This is a genomic window from Amycolatopsis japonica (genome assembly GCF_000732925.1).
Classification (GTDB): Bacteria; Actinomycetota; Actinomycetes; order Mycobacteriales; family Pseudonocardiaceae; genus Amycolatopsis; species Amycolatopsis japonica.
This window is the reverse complement of record NZ_CP008953.1, coordinates 1557099-1573172: the sequence shown is the minus strand read 5'-3', so window position 1 is coordinate 1573172 and position 16074 is coordinate 1557099. Positions and strand designations below refer to the sequence as shown.

The following is a 16074-nucleotide window of genomic DNA, read 5'->3' as shown; positions in this document are numbered from 1 at the left end:
TCAGGCACTCCTAATCCAACGCCAGCTCTCCGACCACCTGGTCTCCGCTCATCTCTCCCGTCAACCGGAAGCCGAGCCTGAGGTAGAAGCGCTCGGGACCGTCCTCGCCGGAATGCCAGGTGGCGGTGAGGCGGTTTCCGCCCCGGCGGCGGATCTCGGCGGCCACGGCCTCGACCGCGAAACGGCCGTAGCCCCGGCCCTGCTCGCCTGCCGCGATGTTGAGGCGCCACAGACCGGAGCGGATGTCGGTGCCCGTGCCGTCGCCCGCGAAGTCGATGTCCAGGAAGGCCATGAGGAACCCCACCAGCCGGTCGCCGTCGAAAATGAGGCGTGGCCAAGCGATACCGGGATACACGAATGCCTCGGCAAGAGACTTCACGACCGGCGCGACCAGATGCTCTTGCGCCGGGTGGACCTTCAGATCGATCGCGGCGTCGAAGTCGGCGGCCGTCACCTCGGCCAGTCGGAGAGTCATGCCCACCCCACCTCCTCCAGCACGGCCCGGATCACGTGCCGCGCGTTGCCCGCCATGGCCTCGTTGATCGTGCGGTAGTACGGCAGCGCGATCAGCGCCTGCGAAAGTGTCCGGCCGCGGCCGCGGCTCCAGGTCGCGTCGTCCACGCCCAGCGCCTCCCGGAAGACGCCTCTCGCGTCGGCGGGCAACAGGTTCCACGCCGGGAACAGGTCGCAGGCCGGATCGCCCACACCCAGGCAACCGAAGTCGATCACCGCGGAAAGGCGGCCACCATCCACCAGCAGATTGCCCGGCATCAGATCGGCGTGCAGCCACACCGCCGGCTCCTCCCACACGGGGATCCGCAAAGCCTCCTCCCAAAGCGCGAGGACGGCGTCGCAGTCGACGTTCTCTTCCGGAATCGTGCGGAGGCTCTCGATCGCCGACCGGGTCTCCGCGTCCAACGTCGCGAGCGGTCCGCCACGGTGCGCGAGAGAAGGCGCGGGTACCGGCGGGACACGGCGCATCGCGAGCACGAACTCCGCCAGGTCTTCGGCCAGCGGCACGGGCGAGCCGAGTGCTTCCGGCCGCGGGTTCTCGCCGGGCAGCCAGCGGTACACCGACCACGGCCACGGGTATCCGTCGGCGGGCACTCCTGCCCCGAGTACCTCCGGGATCGGCGTGGGCAGCTTCGGGGCGAGCCGGGGCAGCCACTTCTGTTCCAATGCGATGTCCTTCGCGCCGCTCTTGGTCAGGGGCAACCGCACGACCAGGTCGTCGCCCAGCCGGAACATGGCGTTGACCGTGCCATCGGAGGGCCATCGTTCGATCGCCTGCCCGGCCCATCGGGGGAACTGTGCCGCGATCAGCTTCCGTACGAGGTTCTCGTCGACCACGACGGTCATCCAACCACCGCCGGGGCATCATCGGGGCAGGCCGATCCTCGCCGGTCCCGAGCCGCTCACCCCGGAGGCCACCATCCGCCCTGCGCGGGCGGGCGAGGACGACGTGGTCCTCGATCTTCTCGCCGAAGCCGCGGCCTGGCTGGCCACGCGCGGGATTCACCAATGGCCGCAACGCTTTCCCGTGGCTTCCGTGCGGCACCAGATCCGGGTGGGTGAGGCGCTGCTGATCGTCGGGCCCGGCGGGCCGGTCGCGACCTGTGCGGTGGCCGAGGCGGATCCCGGGCTCTGGGGCGAAACCACGGAACCGGCCTACTATCTGGGCCGCCTCGCGGTGGCGCGGGAAGCGGCCGGGCTCGGGATCCGGATCGTCGGCTGGGTCGGCGAGAAGGCCGCGGCTCACCACAAGACCTTCGTCCGCGTGGCGACCACGAGGGACAACCCGGCGTTGCGCGGGTACTACGAGCGCGCGGGATTCGAGCACGTCGCGGACCCGCCTGAAGCGAAATGGCCCACCAGCCTCTACGAAAAGCGGGTGACCGAGTCACGGCAAGCCCAGGACCTCCGGCCGTGAGGCGTATTTCCGCCAATACCGTCCCGGCTCCGGGACCAGGCGCCGCGACTCGAGATCCAGCAGTCCGGAGACACTTTCGACCTCGGCCACGACGGCACCGTCCGGCGCCACGAACTCCTGGTCGACCCGGGACACCTTGCCCGGCTCCCAGACGAACCGGGTCAGGACGTCGATCCGCGCGCGGGCACGAAGCTCGCGGCGGAAGCGGATCGTCGTTTCGAGGTTGACCGGGCCGAGGTTCCCCGCCTTCAAGGCCAGCGGGTCCACCCCGGCCGCCCAAACGCATTCCCAGCGCGCGTGATCGGCGTACGCGAGGTAGGCGGGGCCGCGGACGTGGCCGTTGAGGTCGAGATCGTCCGTACGGATGTCGATGGTGACGCGGAAAGGTTCGAGCACTTCCCGATCTTCGCTTCGGCGGGCCGCCTCAGTCTGGAACGTTTCGGCCAGTCCAGGACCGCACGAGCGCGCCGGGGGAAGCGCCCGACAGACGGCGGCATTCCCGCCCGAGATGGGACTGATCCGCGTAGCCCACATCGGCGGCGACGTCGGCGAGCGACGCCTGGTCGCGCGCCACGGCCTCGACCCGCTTCAGGAAACCGTGGAATCGCAGCACCCGCTGCAACGCCTTGGGGCCGACGCCGACGTCGTGCCGGACATGCCGCCGAAGGCCGCGCTCGCTGACGCCCAGCCGAGCCGCTACCCGATCAGTGCGGGCGCCGGGCGCGCTCAACGCGCGAGCGGCCGCGATCGACAGCCCGTCCACCTCGACATCCCGGAGCCTCTCGGCGACCAACGCTTCCAACACCGACCGCGCCTCGCCGGGCGTCCCGCATCCGGCCAGCTCGGACTCCGCACGACGAGCCTGGGCGGCCCACAGGTCACGCAACGGGGTGGCGCCCGCGGAAAGCTCCGTCATCGGCAGGCCCAGCACCGCACCGCCGACGCCGCACCGCAGGCGGAGCCCGGCGGTCCACACCACCGACGGCAGCTCGTGCCGCAGCACCCCGCGCACCGTGGTGACCGCGGCCAGCACCGTCCCGTCCCAGACGAGATCGACACAGCCGTCCGGGAACACCCTCAGCGGACGACGGCAGCCCACCAAGCCCGTCCAGACGCTCTCGACGACGCCGGCCACCGCCGCGACCGGCCTGCTTTCGCGGTACACCGAGCGACCTGACCGTCGACGCAGCGGAACACCCACGTCCGGCAGTATGCCCCCGGCCACCGACAAGATGCGCTTCACTTGATCTTGCTGAAGACTTGCCGTCGTGCTGCTGCCGGTGCTCGACCCGTCCCCCGCCGAGTGGATCTCCCCCAGGCTCGGTGGGGCGTTCGGCGCGGCGGGCCGCACGGTTCCGCGTGGCTACGCCGCGTACGCACGTGTCTGCCATCCCGCCGAGCGTGATCGCGGCGGCTGGGCGAGCTGGCGCGAAGCCGCGGCCGAGACGGGGCGCCGGGCCCATGCCGCCATGCAGTGGCACGCGCTCGTCGGCTCCCCGGATCCGGTGAATCTCACCGGCTCGCTCTGGCGGGGCTCCCCGCCGGACCGGGGCTCGCTGCCGTCACACAGCCTCACCGCGCTGCTGGCCGTGCTCGGCCGGCACACGAGCACACTGAACGGCTGGTTCTGCCTTTGGGAAGGCTACGGCTGGGCCGACGAGGCGACGCTGTCGCGCGAACACCTCGCCGCGCCTCGCCTGCGCCATCCCGGCCGGGACTACCTGCTGTTCCACGGGCCGCTGACGGCCGCGACCGAACTCGGCTGGCGGCCCCGGCCGAACTGGTTCGAGGCGCAGTCGCCCAACCTGTTCTGGCCGGACGACCGCGCGTGGTGCGTCGCCACCGAGGTCGACTTCGACTCGACCCTCGTCGCGGGTGACGAGGCCCTGATCGACGCACTGCTGGACGCGCCGGGCCTGGAGGCCTGGCGCATCGAGTCCGACACCTCGCTCGCGGCCGACGGGGACCGGATCAACCAGCTCCCGTGAGCGGGTCAGCGCTCTTCGATCGAGTCGACCTTCGTCGGGTAGAACGCCACGTGGTCCTTGATCTCGGCGACCGCGTCGTGCGGCGCCTCGTAGGTCCAGACGGCGTTCTCGGCGAGGCCGTCGCCGGTGCGGATGCTGTAGTACGACGCGTCGCCCTTGAACGGGCAGTACGTCGAGTGGTCCGTCCGCTCCAGCAGGTCGAAGTCGACGTCGGCACGCGGGATGTACTGCGCGGGCGGGTAGTTCGCCTCCCGCAGGGTGAGCGCGTTCGCGCTGTCCGCCACGACCTTGCCGCCGATCGTGACGACCACTCGCGCCTCGTTCGGCGCCACCGTGATCGGGTGGTCCGCGCTGGGCTTCAACACCTTTTTGTCAGACATACCGGGCACAGCGACGCCGAACGTGCGGATATTCCCGTCAGGGCAGGTAGTACATCGGATTCGGCAGCTTGACCGGGAATTCGGCGTATCCGCCTTCGAGGTCGCTGAACTGGTCGCCGAAGTTGGCCAGGATGGTCGCCCCGGTCGAGGCGATGTGCTTCCGCGTGCCCGCCTTGTACTGGACGGTGGTGCAGGTCAGCCCGCACGGCAGGTAGTCCGGCGCGGTGGTCTTCGGCTTGAAGAACGCCCCCGCCGGCGCCGGGTAGCCCTCGTTCGCGAGGTTCTTGAGCGACTGCGGGCCCTGGAACTCGTTGCGCCCGGTCAGGAAGTAGATCTTCACGCCGCGCTGCGCGGCCCAGTTCGCCAGTTCCAGCACCGGCTTGTTCGCGACGAACGTGCCCTTGTCGATCGCTTCCTGCTGCTTCTTCGGGTCGAAGCCGAAGTCGTTGTCCGCTTCCCAGCCGTAGGTGACTTCGGCGGTGTCGTCGACGTCGAACACGACGGCGGGGTTCTTCACGCCGCGGTCCAGCCTGCGCGTGAGATAGCGCTTGGCGTCTTCGACTTGGCGCTTGGTGTCGGAGACGAACCGGCTGCCCTCGGAGTACCCGTGCTTGCCGTCGCTGCCGACGACGTCGCCGTAGTAGGCCTTCACGTCGAGTTTGACCTGGCCGATGTTCGCGGGCTCGTGACCGCGCCGCCAGGTGGCGTCGTCGGTGTTCGCGACGGCGGTGGCGCCGCCCGCGAGGACGGCTCCGGCGGCCGCGGCGGCGGCCAGTTTCAACAGACCGGTGAACCGGCTCATGGAAATGCTCCTCACGTCAGCTGTGCGCGGCAAAGGAACGCTACTCCAGAACGACCGATTCTGGTCAGAACCAAAGTAGCTTCTTCACCTCCGCGAGGTTTCAGCTTGCGCCGCAAGGCATCCGGGTCTATATCGAGACCGCGGACGAGGATTTCCAGTCGACCGATATCGTGTTTTTTCAGCAGTACACGAAGATTCTTCTCGCTGTACGGTCCGTGCTCGAACACCCGGAACGCCCGGATTCCCGGCGGCGGAGTGTCGCCGGTCAGGTACGCGATGCGTTCGTCGAGCTGCCACAAACCGTGCCGTGCGGCGTAATGCCGCACGAGTCCGGCACGGACGACGGCGCCGTCGGGGTCGACGATCCATTCGCCCGGCTCGCGCACGGGGATCTCGTCGGGATCGGCGTCGGTGACCGTCCACTGTGCACCGTCCGAACGCAACACCGTCGCGCGGCGCGACACCGTCGAATCCACGCCGCGCCACAGGCACGCCTCGCGGACCTGACCGTCCAAGGAGACCAGTTCGACCTCGTCCGCCCAGGGCGCGATGGAGAAATCGAGCCCCGGCGCGCATTTCACCGAGAGTTCGCGGCCTGGATACGCCTCGACCAGGCCGTCCAGCGGTGGCAGGAATTCGCCGGGCTTCCACGCCCGGCGTCCGGCGGAGTCGCGGCGGGCCGGGTCGGCGACGACGACCGAAGACCGGCTGACCGGCCGCAGCGCGTCGGCCCGGAGCAACGCGGGCGAAACCCCGGCCTCGGCGGCGTTGTGGCGCGCCATCGCCAGCCGGACCTCGTCCAGATCCGAACCCAGCGCCTTCGCGGCGACGCGGGCGATCTCGACCAGGTCCGCGCCGACCGAACACGTCACGTCGTGGACGTCGCGGCCGGCGAGCCGCGAAGCCCGGTGCCGGGCGACGAGTGTGGCGCTGGCCTGTTGAAGGGCGTCGCCGGTGAACAGCCACGAACCCGCGGAGTCCAGTTTGGCCGACGACTTCCGCCGCAGCACCACCGTTTCCAGCACGGCGGCCGCGTGGTCCGGGGCGATCCGGCGCACGGCGGCGACGTCGGCGATGCGGGTCTTGTCGGTCAGCGGCAGGGACGAGCATGCGGCGAGCGCCGCGCTTCCCGCGCCGGAGCGCAGGAAGGCGACGTCGTCGAGCGTGAAGTGGTACGGCAACCTACGAGCGCTTGGTACCGGTGATCATCACGTTGTAGAACAGCTCGCGCGGCAGCACCTTGGCGAGCAGCTTCTTGTCCAATGCGGACAGCCGCAGCCACAGCCGGTACGCGAACAGACGCCAGCGCAGGGTCAGCTTCTCCTGCGGCACGGCGGCCTCGAAGGTGCGGATCGGCCAGCCCGCCAGCGCCGCGGCGAACTCCTCGGTGACCGCGCGGACGTCCTGCGCGCCCGCGCCGCGGGCCATCGACTCGAGTTCGGACGGGTCGAAGGTGTGGATGTCGACCACGGCCTCCAGCGCGGCCGCGCGGGAGGACTCGTCGAGTTCCTCCTGCGGACGGCGCCAGCCGTTCAGCACCGGGATCTTCGTCAGGTTGGTGGTGAGATACCACGTGACCTGGCCGAGTTTGCGCGCGTAGAAGTCGCCGACCTTCGTCGGCTCGCCCGCGAAGACGAACCGGCCGCCCGGCTTCAGCACCCGCAGCACCTCGGCGAACGCCGCGCGGACGTCCGGGATGTGGTGCAGCACCGCGTGCCCGACGACGAGGTCGAAGCTGTTGTCCTCGTAGGGGATCCGCTCCGCGTCGGCGACCCGGCCGTCGACGTCGAGGCCGAGGTTCTCGGCGTTGCGCAGCGCGACCTGCACCATGCCCGGCGAGAGGTCGGTGACCGAACCCTTCTTGATCACCCCGCCCTGCATCAGGTTCAGCAGGAAGAAACCGGTGCCGCTGCCCAGTTCCATCGCGGTCGGGTACGGCTGGCCGTCTTCACCGGCGACGGCGTTGAACACGTCCGTCGCGTAGGAGATGCAGCGCTCGTCGTAGGAGATGGACCACTTCTCGTCGTAGGTCCCGGCTTCCCAGTCGTGGTAGAGCACGTTGGCGAGCTTGGGGTCGTCGAAGGCGGCCTTGACCTCTTCAGCGGTGGCGTGCGGATTCGGCGCCGGATCGTTCACCTGGGTCATCGCGCTTACTTCCCCTCGAAGGTGGCCTTGCCGGGGCCGTTTTCGATGAACGACTTCATGCCGTTGCGCTGGTCCTCGGTCGCCCAGAGCGCGGCGAAGAGGTGGGATTCGAGCTTCAGGCCGCTCGCGAGGTCGGTGTCGAGACCGCCGTCGATTGCGGCCTTCGCGGCGCGAAGCGCGACAGCCGGGCCGTTCGCGAACTGCGAGGCCCACTTGTGCGCGGCGGCGTAGACGTCGTCCGGCGCCACGACCTCGTCGAGGATGCCCAGCGCGAGAGCCTCTTCGGCCTTCACGAACCGGCCGGTGAACACGAGGTCCTTGGTCTTGCTCGGGCCGATGAGCCGCGCGAGGCGCTGCGTGCCGCCGGCGCCGGGGATGACGCCGAGCTGGATCTCGGGCTGCCCGACCTTGACGTTGTCGCCGGCGATGCGGCGGTCGGCGGTCAGCGCGAGTTCGAGGCCGCCGCCCAGCGCGTAGCCGGTGATGGCCGCGACGACCGGCTTCGGGATGTTCGCGATGGTGGCCAGCGACGCCGTCAGCGCGGCGCCGAACTTCGCGATTTCGGGGTACGTGCGCTCGGCCATCTCCTTGATGTCCGCGCCACCCGCGAAGGTCTTCTCACCGCCGTAGAGGATCACGGCGCGCACGTCGTCGCGCTCGGAGGCCTCACGGGCCGCCTCGGCCAGCTCGGCCTGCACCTGGTTGTTCAGCGCGTTGACCGGCGGGCGGTCCAGCCGGATCGTGCCGACCCCGCCTTCGACCTCGAGACTTACGAACTCTCCCACGCCGTCCTCCTTAACCGTCCAAGACAGATTGCAGGCTACCGGTCAGTACGACCCGTCAGCGGCGACGGGCGAAGAAGCGATCACCGGACCGTTCGAGCAGCAGGTCCTGATCGAACGTCTTGGACAGGTTGTCGCTGGTCACGACGTCGTCCACGAGCCCGGACGCCACCGCGCGGCCGTCGCGCAGCAGCAGCGCGTGGGTGAACCCCGGCGGGATTTCTTCCACGTGATGGGTGACGAGCACCATGGCGGGCGCCTCCGGGTCGAGGGCCAGCTCCGAAAGACGGGCGACGAGGTCCTCGCGGCCGCCGAGGTCGAGCCCCGCGGCGGGCTCGTCGAGCAGCAGCATCTCCGGATCGGTCATCAGCGAACGCGCGATCAGGGTCCGCTTGCGCTCACCCTCCGACAGCGTGCCGAAGGTGCGCTCGGCCAGGTGCGCGATGCCGAGCGCGCCCAGGAGCTCCAGGGCGCGGTCGGTGTCGAGGCTGTCGTATTCCTCACGCCAGCGGCCGACGACGGCGTACCCGGCGCTCACCACGACGTCGACGACGCGCTCCTCACCCGGCACACGCTGGGCGATCGCGGCCGAAGTGAACCCGATCCGCGGGCGCAGCTCGAAGATGTTGACCTTGCCGATCCGGTCGCCGAGCAGGTCGACCGTTCCCGAGGTCGGGTGGAGTTCGGCCGCGGCCAGCCGGAGCAGGGTGGTCTTGCCCGCGCCGTTCGGGCCGAGCACCACCCAGCGCTCGTCCAGTTCCACGGTCCAATCGAGGTCGGCGAGGAGGTCGTTGCCTGTTCGGCGGACCCCGACACCGGTCATCCTCACCACGAGGTCGTCAAGTTCGCTGGGCTGGATCGGCTCGCTCACGCGCCCATTGTGTCCGCACTCGCGCGCGTGTGTGCACCGGGCCGCCGGTCGGTGGAAAGCGGCTGGTCCAGGGAGTGGGACGAAGCGACCCGGAAGCGGCCGCTGTGGCAGCATCGAGCACGTGATCAGGTCCGTGTCCGCCGCCTTCCCCGTCATCGGGGGCTCTTTCTGGCGCCGCCGGGCCATCGACCTGCTGCTCGTCGCCTCGTGCGGGTGTACCACCGCGCGACACGGCTGAGTCCTCACTCTTCCGACGGCACTCCCGTGTCGCGCCGCGTTCGGCCCTGCTTCCGAGCCCGCGAACCTTCACGAGGAGCCTCACCGTGACCACGTCCATCACCCCGCGCCAGGACTTCGAGATCCATCCGCAGCTGGTCGACCCGCTGCTGCCGGAACTGCTGCACCCCGACCGTCTGCTGTGGACGCCGCGGGAACTGGCCGACCTGACCTCCACCGTCGCCACCGAACTGACCTCGGGCCTGCGCGGCCTGCTGCGCTTCGACGCCGACCACCGCTGGTGGGCGCGTCTCGCGCTGACCGACGGCGTCGAACTGTGGCTGCTGTCCTGGCTGCCCGGCCAGCAGACCAAGCCGCACGACCACGGCGGCGCGTCCGGCTCGTTCACCGTGCTGCAGGGCGAACTCGGCGAGGAGTACCGCTACCCCGGCGGCCCGATCCGGCGCCGCACGCACGTCGCGGGCGAGGGCATCGGCTTCGGCGCGGGGCGCGCGCACCAGGTGACCGGCATCGGCACCGAGCCCGCCGCCAGCGTCCACGCCTACTCGCCGCCGCTGGTCGCGACCCGCGAATACCGCACGCTCGCCGACGTTCCCGCCGAGATCCCCTCGCTGGCCCCGATACTGGGCCGATGAGCGCTATCGACAACCTGTTGGCCGCCGCCCGGGCCGGACTGGACCGGGCGGCGCCCGAGCAGGCGCTGCGCCTGCAGCGCGACGGCGCCCTGATCGTGGACATCCGCCCCCACGTCAACCGGCTCGAAGAGGGCGAGATCCCGGATTCGGTGGTCGTCGAGCGGATCCACCTCGAGTGGCGGCTCGCGCCGGACAGCGAGTGGCGGCTGCCGCAGGTGAACCCGGACTCGACGGTGATCGTCGTGTGCAACGAGGGCTATTCGTCGAGCCTCGCCGCCGCGGACCTGCAGCGGCTCGGCCTGCCGGGCGCGACCGATCTCGAAGGCGGGTTCCGGGCCTGGCGTTCGGCCGGCCTCCCGATCCGGGAAGGCGGCACGCCCGCCGTTCCCTAGCGGCGGACCGCGAGCCGCGCGATCGAGTCCGGGGAGAGCGGGAGCGCGGCGTGGATCCCGGCGCCTCGCGTCGGCCTGGGGTTGACCAGCACCCCCGTCGCCGCGTCGCGACCGGCGGCGGCGAGCACGACCTCGCGGCCGGTCCGGTGCCGGATCCGGGCCCAGCCCGCGCCGGTGACCGCACGGTACTCGGCCAGCAGACGCTCGTCGGTGAAGACGCAGAGCCACTCGCCGTGCGCGCCGAGGCGGGCCGGGATCGGCGCGCCCGCCTCGTCCGCCGGGCCGCATACCGTGCCGTCGAGGAACATCCGCATGACCGACGGCACGGGCTCGCTCGGATTTCGCTCCCGTTCGGGACGGACGTTCTCGGCGATCCATCGCGAAGCGAGCCTGAAGTCCTCGCCGGTGAGGTCCTCCTGGAAGCCGTCCAGGCTGTTCTTGACACTCCCCAGGAAGTCGTAGAACCGCCTGGTGCAGGTCCGCTCGGAGACGGCGACCCGGCCGCGGCCGACCATGGTCCGGATCCGGCCGACCATGCCCGCCCCGCCGTTCACCGGATCCACGCCGAGGTTGTACGCGGTCCAGACGATCTCGGGCATGAGCGGGTCGGCGAACCGCTCGAGAACGCGGTTCAGCCGCAGCAGGACGATTTCGCGCACCCGGCCCGCCTCGGCGTCCTCGGCGATCCCCCAGATGTCCCGCAGTTCCGGCCCGAGCGCGCGGCGCAGGCCGTCCTGCCGGATCCCGGCGCGGGCGTGGACATGGTGCAGCCGGTCCTTGGCCCTGCGCGATGTTTTCGTTTCCTTCGCCGAAGCCACCATTCCTCCGCGATTCGCGATCGGCCCGGCAAAGTCTATTTCACCGGGCTTTCCCGCATTGTTCGGGGAAAATCGAGAATCAGGGGTTTCCTTTGTTCGCCACCGGCTTGACAAGCGGCGGCATCGACCAGAATCGCCACATGGCGTCGCTCAGTCCCTGTGTCCGCCGGTCGAATTCGGCCGGGTCGGTGAGGAGCAACGCGGGCGCGAGCCCAGTCTGACCGGTGACCGCGTCGGGCGGCGGTGAAATCGGCTTCGCTTCGCGAGCGGGCCGGGGTTCCCGCACCACGCTCCGGTCGACCTCACCGAGCACCGTCTTCAACGCGGCCAGATCCTTGCCCACTTCGGTGAGCGTGGCTGCGGCCCGTGCCGCCGCCTCGGTCCGCTGGGCGATCAGTCTCCGCACGAGCGACGGATCCGAAGTGTCCCGAGCGTTCCTGGTCAACTGCTCCAGGACCGCCACGAAATCGTCCAGCGCCCGCGCGGCGCGGCCGTGCTCCTCCGCGACCACCCGGCACCGGGCGGTCAGCTCGGCCCGGCGGCCCAGATACGCGTCGTGTCCGGGACCGGACCAGCCATGAGGATCGATCTGGCGTACCTCGACGGCTTGGTCCTCCAACGACCGGGAAACCGCTCGCAGGCGTTCCGCCTCGCTTCGGAGCACGCTGACCGTCCCAGCCGTCCAGGGCGCGCTCGGCCCGTCCGGGTCTTCCGGCTTCATCGTCCGTCCTCTTCGCTTCAGCCGAGAACGGCCTGGATGGTGTTGACGTTCCCCGCGTCGAAGGCGAGGGCCCGCCGACTGAGGCTTTCGGCGGCATCGATCAGGTTGACCTTCTCGACCGCCGCTTCTTCACCGTTCCGGTAGTCCCGCGCTGCCTTGCCCAGCCGGTCGCCGAGGCGCCGCACGTCCTCGGCGAGAACGGTGACACTGTGCGCGGAAGCCTCCTGAAAGCTCTCCAGCGCCGCCACGAGCACGGGATCCCCCGCTTCGCTCGCCGTCGCCTTGAACTTCAGCGCCGGTTGCCTGGTGATCATCTCGGTGATGTCGTGGAGCCGGTCGCCCGCCCGGCTCAGTTCGTCGGGAACGGCCTCGAAATCGATCATGTCCGGTGTCCTCGTCTCGGATCAGCATTCACGGGCGAGCCGGGCGATCTCCTCCGGCGGGAGGGGCAAGGTGGCGTCGGCCCCCGCTCCCATCACCGGACTCGGATCGATCAGGATCCCGGTCGGGAAGATCCGGCCCGCGGCCGTCCGCACGACGTCCCGGCCCGTCCAGCGGCCGATCCTGGGCCACCCCGCACCGGCGGACTCGCGATACGCGGCCAGCAGCCCCTCTCCGGTGAAGACGCACAGCCACTCGCCCTGAGCACCGAGTTTCGCCGCGAGCGGGACACCGTCGCCGTCCGCGGGGCCGTGGACAGTGCCGTCGAGGAACATCTTCAGCACCGGTTCCATCGGCGCGCGCAGCCTTTTGATGGCTGTGGACAGTCCGCCCGCGGCCGCCGCGGGTTCCGGTGCACCGGGCCGGATGTTCGCGGCCAGCCAGCGCGAAGCCCGGGCGAGATCCCCGTCGGTGATCGCGCTCTGCCCGCCGCTCAAGCTCTTCACCACGGCCGGCAGGAAGACGTCGTTGAACCGCCGGGTGCAGGTTCGGACACTGCGTTCGACCTCGCCCTGGCCGACCAGCCTTTCGAGCCGCCGGACGACGCCGCTTTCCTCGCCGGGCGAACCGGCACCGAGGTTGTACGCGGTCCAGACGATCACGGGCATTTCGGGTTTCCGGAAGTGGTCCAGCACCCGGTTCAAGCGCACGAGCACGATCTCCCGCACGCGTGACGCCTCGGCGTCTTCCGCGATTCCCCAGCGTTCGAGTAGTTCCGGCCCCATCACCGTGGCGAGCCCGTCCTGCCAGATGCCGTTGCGCTTGTGGATCCCGAGCACGCTGTCCTCGGGTTTTTTCTTTTCCTCGTCGAAGTCACCATTCCTCCCCTGTGCGACCTCAAGTCGAAGAGCCTAGGCGATCACAATGCGCCGCACGAATCACCCCCAATCGCTCGATAAAGCGGCTTTCACCTGCACTTTTGCCATTTATTGGACACCATCCGGGCCCGGGTTCGCCTTTTGTTTGCCACCGACTTGACAACGGGCGGGGATGACCGATCGATGGCAAATGAAAACCGTACGTACGTCTCCTGACCACTTCCTGGCCAAGGTCCCGCAAGGGATGCGCGAAGACGATCCCTTTGCTTAGCGTCGAAGCGACAGCCGCCGATCGAGCGGCCGGGAATCAGGAGCACGGAATGGAACTCGTCGTGATCGCCGGGCTGGCGATGCTGCTCGGTGCCGGAGCGGGCTGGCTCGTTTCGGCGCGGTGGCATCAGCGCCGCCAGGCGGAACTCGTTCACTTCGCCCAGGCATGGGAATACGCGCGGTACGCCGGATACGTCTCGACGCACCGGTACCCGAACGGGACCGGTGCGCCGTTCTTGCGGTGATTCAGGCGTGGACGACGCGGGCCAGTTCCGCGGGCGTGGCCAGCAGACGGTGTTTCGGCAGCACGCGGACGGTGTAGCCGATCGAGCCCGGATGCGGCAGTTTCAGCCGCGCCGCGAACGCGCCGATGCCGTCGCCCGACATGCCGACGGTGACGGGGTCGCTCAATTCGTCCCCGTCGCCCACCTTCCCGACGACGGCCTGGACGTCCACTTCGGACGGTTCCAGGCCGGCGAGGTCGATCCGCGCCCGGATGGTCACCTCGGTGCCGGTGACCATCGGCGCGGAATCCTCGACGAGCAGTTCGGTGTCGAAGATCCGCACCCGCGGCCAGGAAACGTCCAGTTTGGTCCGGTAGTCGGCCAGCGACAACGCGCCGCGGTAGCCGTCACCCGTGGCTTCGGCGACCATCCGGGAGGCGGGCAGGTAACCCGATTCGACGTATTCGCGCACCATCCGCGAAGCCTGCACACGCGGCCCGAGGGTCTCCAGCGTGTGCCACACCATCGACAGCCAGCCGCCGGGCACGCCGTCGGCACCGCGGTCGTAGAACAGCGGCGCGATCTGGTGACCCAGCAGGTCGTAGAGCGCCGCGGCCTCCAGTTCGTCGCGGCGCAGCGGGTCGGTGACACCGTCCGCGGTCGGGATCGCCCAGCCGTTGCTGCCGTCGTAGCACTCGTCCCACCAGCCGTCGCGGATGGACAGGTTGAGACCGCCGTTGAGCGCGGACTTCATCCCCGACGTGCCGCACGCCTCGAGCTGCCGCACCGGCGTGTTCAGCCAGACGTCGCAGCCGCGGTAGAGATAGCGCGCCATGGACATGTCGTAGTCCGGCAGGAAGACGATGCGGCGCCGGACCTCGGGATCGTCGACGAACCGGACGATCTGCTGGATCAGCTGCTTGCCGCCCTCGTCGGCCGGATGCGATTTGCCCGCGACGACGAGCTGGATCGGGCGCCGCTCGTCCAGCAGCAGCGCGCGCAGGCGATCCGGGTCGCGCAGCATCAGCGTGAGCCGTTTGTACGTCGGCACTCGGCGCGCGAAGCCGACGGTCAGCACGTCCGGGTCGAAGACCGTGTCGGTCCACCCGAGTTCGAGCGCGGACGCGCCACGTTGCATCCACGCGGCCCGCACCCGGCGCCGCACCTCCGCGACCAGCTTCTCGCGCAGCTCCCGCCGCAGCGCCCACAGCTGTTCGTCGGTGACGCCGTCCCGCAGCGGCTTGCCCTGTGCCCCGTCGAGGCCCAGCTCCTCGTGGTTGCGCCCGAGCAGCGCGCTCAGCTCGCGCGCCACCCAGGTCGGCCCGTGGACGCCGTTGGTGACCGACGAGACGGGCACCTCGTCGAAATCGAACCCGGGCCACAGCCGGGAGAACATCCGCCGCGAGACGCGCCCGTGCAGGGCCGAGACGCCGTTCGCGCGCTGGGCCAGCCGCAGGCCCATATGAGCCATGTTGAACAGGCCGGGGTTGTCCTCCGCGCCGAGGGCGAGCACGCGGCGCGGGTCGACGTCCGGGACCAGCCTGCCGTCGGTGAAGTACCGCTGGACCAGGTCGACGGGGAACCGGTCGATCCCGGCGCTGACCGGCGTATGCGTGGTGAACACGGTGCCGGCGCGGACGGCGGGCAGCGCCTCGTCGAACGCCAGCCCGTCGGCCTGGATGATCTCGCGGGCCCGCTCCAGCCCGAGGAATCCGGCGTGGCCTTCGTTGGTGTGGAACACCTTCGGCTGCGGATGCCCGGTCAGCTCGCAGTAGCGCCGCACCGCGCGGAAACCGCCGATCCCGGACAGGATCTCCTGCCGGATGCGGTGGTCGGCGTCGCCGCCGTACAGCCGGTCGGTGACCGCGCGCAGGTCTTCGTCGTTCGCCTCGGTGTCGGTGTCCAGCAGCAGCAGCGGGATCCGGCCGACGCGGGCCTTCCAGATCTGCGCGTGCAGCGTGCGCCCGGCGGGCATCGCGACGTCGACCAGCACCGGTTCGCCGCCGTCGGTCAGCAGTTCCAGCGGGAAGGCGTTGGGGTCGATCACCGGGTAGTGCTCGACCTGCCAGCCGTCGAGGGACAGCGCCTGCCGGAAGTACCCGGCGCGGTAGAGCAGCCCGACGCCGACCATCGGCACCCCGAGGTCCGACGCCGCCTTGAGGTGGTCCCCGGCGAGCACGCCGAGGCCGCCGGAGTAGTTCGGCAGCGCTTCGGTGACGCCGAACTCCATCGAGAAGTACGCGACGGCCGGCGGGAGATCGGGGTCGTCCTGCTTCTGATACCAGCGCGGCTCGGCGAGATAGCGGTCCAGATCGGCGACCGCCTCGCGCGCGTGGGCGAGGAACGCGTCGTCCACGGCGAGTTCGTCGAGCCGGGCGGGCGGGAGGGCAGTGAGCATCCGCAGCGGATCGCGAACGCGGTTGAACAGCTCCGCGTCCATCGACGCGAACAGGTCGCGCGTGGGCGGATGCCAGGTCCAGCGCAGATTCGTGGCGAGGTCACCGAGGCCGGAAAGCGACTCCGGCAGGCTCGCGCGGACGGTGAACCGGCGGACTGCTCTCATGAGGAGCGACCATATCGGCAGGGCCCCCGCCCCGCTCAAGACCCACTTCGGGGATTA

At 70.1% G+C, this 16074-nt stretch carries 20 protein-coding genes; 5 read left to right on the top strand and 15 right to left on the bottom strand.

All coding sequences use genetic code 11. The features are described from left to right. Nucleotides 1-10 precede the first annotated feature (10 nt). Both AJAP_RS07785 and AJAP_RS07780 read right to left on the bottom strand, forming a co-directional pair. Nucleotides 11-475 (bottom strand): GNAT family N-acetyltransferase, encoded by a 465-nt coding sequence (locus AJAP_RS07785; protein ID WP_038522629.1) that lies wholly within the window; start codon nucleotides 473-475, stop codon nucleotides 11-13. Continuing rightward, complete coding sequence (locus tag AJAP_RS07780) at nucleotides 472-1359, bottom strand: aminoglycoside phosphotransferase family protein (protein ID WP_038509255.1); 888 nt, start codon at nucleotides 1357-1359, stop codon at nucleotides 472-474. The genes AJAP_RS07785 and AJAP_RS07780 overlap by 4 nt, the downstream gene beginning before the upstream one ends. Before the next feature lie 103 nt (nucleotides 1360-1462). Between AJAP_RS07780 and AJAP_RS07775 the strand changes: the two genes are divergently transcribed. Continuing rightward, a complete protein-coding gene (locus AJAP_RS07775) occupies nucleotides 1463-1930 on the top strand; it encodes a GNAT family protein (protein WP_228694891.1) in 468 nt (155 codons plus the stop codon). Here the strand turns inward: AJAP_RS07775 and AJAP_RS07770 are convergent. Together AJAP_RS07770 and AJAP_RS07765 are read right to left on the bottom strand one after the other, a co-directional pair. Next, nucleotides 1901-2326, bottom strand: coding sequence for an acyl-CoA thioesterase (locus AJAP_RS07770; protein WP_038509254.1), 426 nt, complete (start codon nucleotides 2324-2326; stop codon nucleotides 1901-1903). The two genes, AJAP_RS07775 and AJAP_RS07770, sit on opposite strands and share 30 nt — an antisense overlap. Before the next feature lie 28 nt (nucleotides 2327-2354). Further along, a complete protein-coding gene (locus tag AJAP_RS07765; protein WP_038522623.1) occupies nucleotides 2355-3131 on the bottom strand; it encodes a helix-turn-helix domain-containing protein in 777 nt (258 codons plus the stop codon). Between the two features lie 67 nt (nucleotides 3132-3198). Here AJAP_RS07765 and AJAP_RS07760 point away from each other — a divergent pair, with 67 nt between their 5' ends. Continuing rightward, nucleotides 3199-3918, top strand: a complete 720-nt coding sequence (locus tag AJAP_RS07760) for a hypothetical protein (protein ID WP_038509253.1) — start codon at nucleotides 3199-3201, stop codon at nucleotides 3916-3918. A gap of 5 nt (nucleotides 3919-3923) precedes the next feature. Here AJAP_RS07760 and AJAP_RS07755 read toward each other — a convergent pair whose 3' ends face one another. The 6 genes from AJAP_RS07755 to AJAP_RS07730 are packed head-to-tail and all read right to left on the bottom strand — an operon-like array spanning nucleotide 3924 to nucleotide 8898. Further along, nucleotides 3924-4298 (bottom strand): DUF427 domain-containing protein, encoded by a 375-nt coding sequence (locus AJAP_RS07755; protein WP_038509252.1) that lies wholly within the window; start codon nucleotides 4296-4298, stop codon nucleotides 3924-3926. Nucleotides 4299-4335: 37 nt separating this feature from the next. After that, nucleotides 4336-5100, bottom strand: coding sequence for an HAD family acid phosphatase (locus AJAP_RS07750; RefSeq protein ID WP_038509251.1), 765 nt, complete (start codon nucleotides 5098-5100; stop codon nucleotides 4336-4338). A gap of 11 nt (nucleotides 5101-5111) precedes the next feature. After that, nucleotides 5112-6281 (bottom strand): class I SAM-dependent methyltransferase, encoded by a 1170-nt coding sequence (locus AJAP_RS07745; RefSeq protein WP_038509250.1) that lies wholly within the window; start codon nucleotides 6279-6281, stop codon nucleotides 5112-5114. A gap of 1 nt (nucleotide 6282) precedes the next feature. After that, entirely contained in the window at nucleotides 6283-7245 is a 963-nt protein-coding gene (locus AJAP_RS07740) for a class I SAM-dependent methyltransferase (protein ID WP_038509249.1), read from the bottom strand. A gap of 5 nt (nucleotides 7246-7250) precedes the next feature. Beyond that, nucleotides 7251-8030 carry an enoyl-CoA hydratase/isomerase family protein gene (locus AJAP_RS07735; RefSeq protein WP_005167845.1) on the bottom strand — a complete coding sequence of 260 codons (780 nt, stop codon included), beginning with the start codon at nucleotides 8028-8030 and terminating at the stop codon, nucleotides 7251-7253. A gap of 55 nt (nucleotides 8031-8085) precedes the next feature. Further along, nucleotides 8086-8898: an ABC transporter ATP-binding protein gene (locus tag AJAP_RS07730; protein WP_037341789.1), complete on the bottom strand. Its 813-nt coding sequence runs from the start codon at nucleotides 8896-8898 to the stop codon at nucleotides 8086-8088. A gap of 323 nt (nucleotides 8899-9221) precedes the next feature. Here AJAP_RS07730 and AJAP_RS07725 point away from each other — a divergent pair, with 323 nt between their 5' ends. Next, complete coding sequence (locus AJAP_RS07725; RefSeq protein WP_038509248.1) at nucleotides 9222-9770, top strand: cysteine dioxygenase; 549 nt, start codon at nucleotides 9222-9224, stop codon at nucleotides 9768-9770. Beyond that, on the top strand, nucleotides 9767-10162 hold the full coding sequence (locus tag AJAP_RS07720) for a rhodanese-like domain-containing protein (protein ID WP_038509247.1): 396 nt from the start codon (nucleotides 9767-9769) through the stop codon (nucleotides 10160-10162). The genes AJAP_RS07725 and AJAP_RS07720 overlap by 4 nt, the downstream gene beginning before the upstream one ends. Here AJAP_RS07720 and AJAP_RS07715 read toward each other — a convergent pair. From AJAP_RS07715 to AJAP_RS07700, 4 genes are all read right to left on the bottom strand, one after another. After that, on the bottom strand, nucleotides 10159-10983 hold the full coding sequence (locus AJAP_RS07715; RefSeq protein ID WP_038509246.1) for a hypothetical protein: 825 nt from the start codon (nucleotides 10981-10983) through the stop codon (nucleotides 10159-10161). The genes AJAP_RS07720 and AJAP_RS07715 overlap by 4 nt on opposite strands. 76 nt (nucleotides 10984-11059) lie before the next feature. Then, entirely contained in the window at nucleotides 11060-11701 is a 642-nt protein-coding gene (locus AJAP_RS07710) for a hypothetical protein (protein ID WP_038509245.1), read from the bottom strand. Nucleotides 11702-11718: 17 nt separating this feature from the next. Further along, a complete protein-coding gene (locus AJAP_RS07705) occupies nucleotides 11719-12084 on the bottom strand; it encodes a hypothetical protein (RefSeq protein ID WP_038509244.1) in 366 nt (121 codons plus the stop codon). A 21-nt stretch (nucleotides 12085-12105) separates the two neighbouring features. Beyond that, nucleotides 12106-12921, bottom strand: a complete 816-nt coding sequence (locus AJAP_RS07700) for a hypothetical protein (RefSeq protein WP_038509243.1) — start codon at nucleotides 12919-12921, stop codon at nucleotides 12106-12108. A 359-nt stretch (nucleotides 12922-13280) separates the two neighbouring features. Between AJAP_RS07700 and AJAP_RS07695 the strand changes: the two genes are divergently transcribed. Continuing rightward, nucleotides 13281-13475, top strand: a complete 195-nt coding sequence (locus AJAP_RS07695; RefSeq protein WP_038509242.1) for a hypothetical protein — start codon at nucleotides 13281-13283, stop codon at nucleotides 13473-13475. A gap of 1 nt (nucleotide 13476) precedes the next feature. Here AJAP_RS07695 and glgP read toward each other — a convergent pair whose 3' ends face one another. Next, nucleotides 13477-16017 carry an alpha-glucan family phosphorylase gene (glgP, locus tag AJAP_RS07690; RefSeq protein WP_038509241.1) on the bottom strand — a complete coding sequence of 847 codons (2541 nt, stop codon included), beginning with the start codon at nucleotides 16015-16017 and terminating at the stop codon, nucleotides 13477-13479. Between the last annotated feature and the right edge of the window lie 57 nt (nucleotides 16018-16074).

Excerpts from the sequence above, each read along its gene's own strand:
- AJAP_RS07785 (WP_038522629.1), bottom strand. The coding sequence starts at position 475 with ATGACTCTCCGACTGGCCGAGGTGACGGCCGCCGACTTCGACGCCGCG.
- AJAP_RS07780 (WP_038509255.1), bottom strand. The coding sequence starts at position 1,359 with ATGACCGTCGTGGTCGACGAGAACCTCGTACGGAAGCTGATCGCGGCA.
- AJAP_RS07755 (WP_038509252.1), bottom strand. The coding sequence starts at position 4,298 with ATGTCTGACAAAAAGGTGTTGAAGCCCAGCGCGGACCACCCGATCACG.
- AJAP_RS07750 (WP_038509251.1), bottom strand. The coding sequence starts at position 5,100 with ATGAGCCGGTTCACCGGTCTGTTGAAACTGGCCGCCGCCGCGGCCGCC.
- AJAP_RS07740 (WP_038509249.1), bottom strand. The coding sequence starts at position 7,245 with ATGACCCAGGTGAACGATCCGGCGCCGAATCCGCACGCCACCGCTGAA.
- AJAP_RS07720 (WP_038509247.1), top strand. The coding sequence starts at position 9,767 with ATGAGCGCTATCGACAACCTGTTGGCCGCCGCCCGGGCCGGACTGGAC.
- AJAP_RS07715 (WP_038509246.1), bottom strand. The coding sequence starts at position 10,983 with ATGGTGGCTTCGGCGAAGGAAACGAAAACATCGCGCAGGGCCAAGGAC.
- AJAP_RS07710 (WP_038509245.1), bottom strand. The coding sequence starts at position 11,701 with ATGAAGCCGGAAGACCCGGACGGGCCGAGCGCGCCCTGGACGGCTGGG.
- AJAP_RS07705 (WP_038509244.1), bottom strand. The coding sequence starts at position 12,084 with ATGATCGATTTCGAGGCCGTTCCCGACGAACTGAGCCGGGCGGGCGAC.
- AJAP_RS07695 (WP_038509242.1), top strand. The coding sequence starts at position 13,281 with ATGGAACTCGTCGTGATCGCCGGGCTGGCGATGCTGCTCGGTGCCGGA.
- glgP (WP_038509241.1), bottom strand. The coding sequence starts at position 16,017 with ATGAGAGCAGTCCGCCGGTTCACCGTCCGCGCGAGCCTGCCGGAGTCG.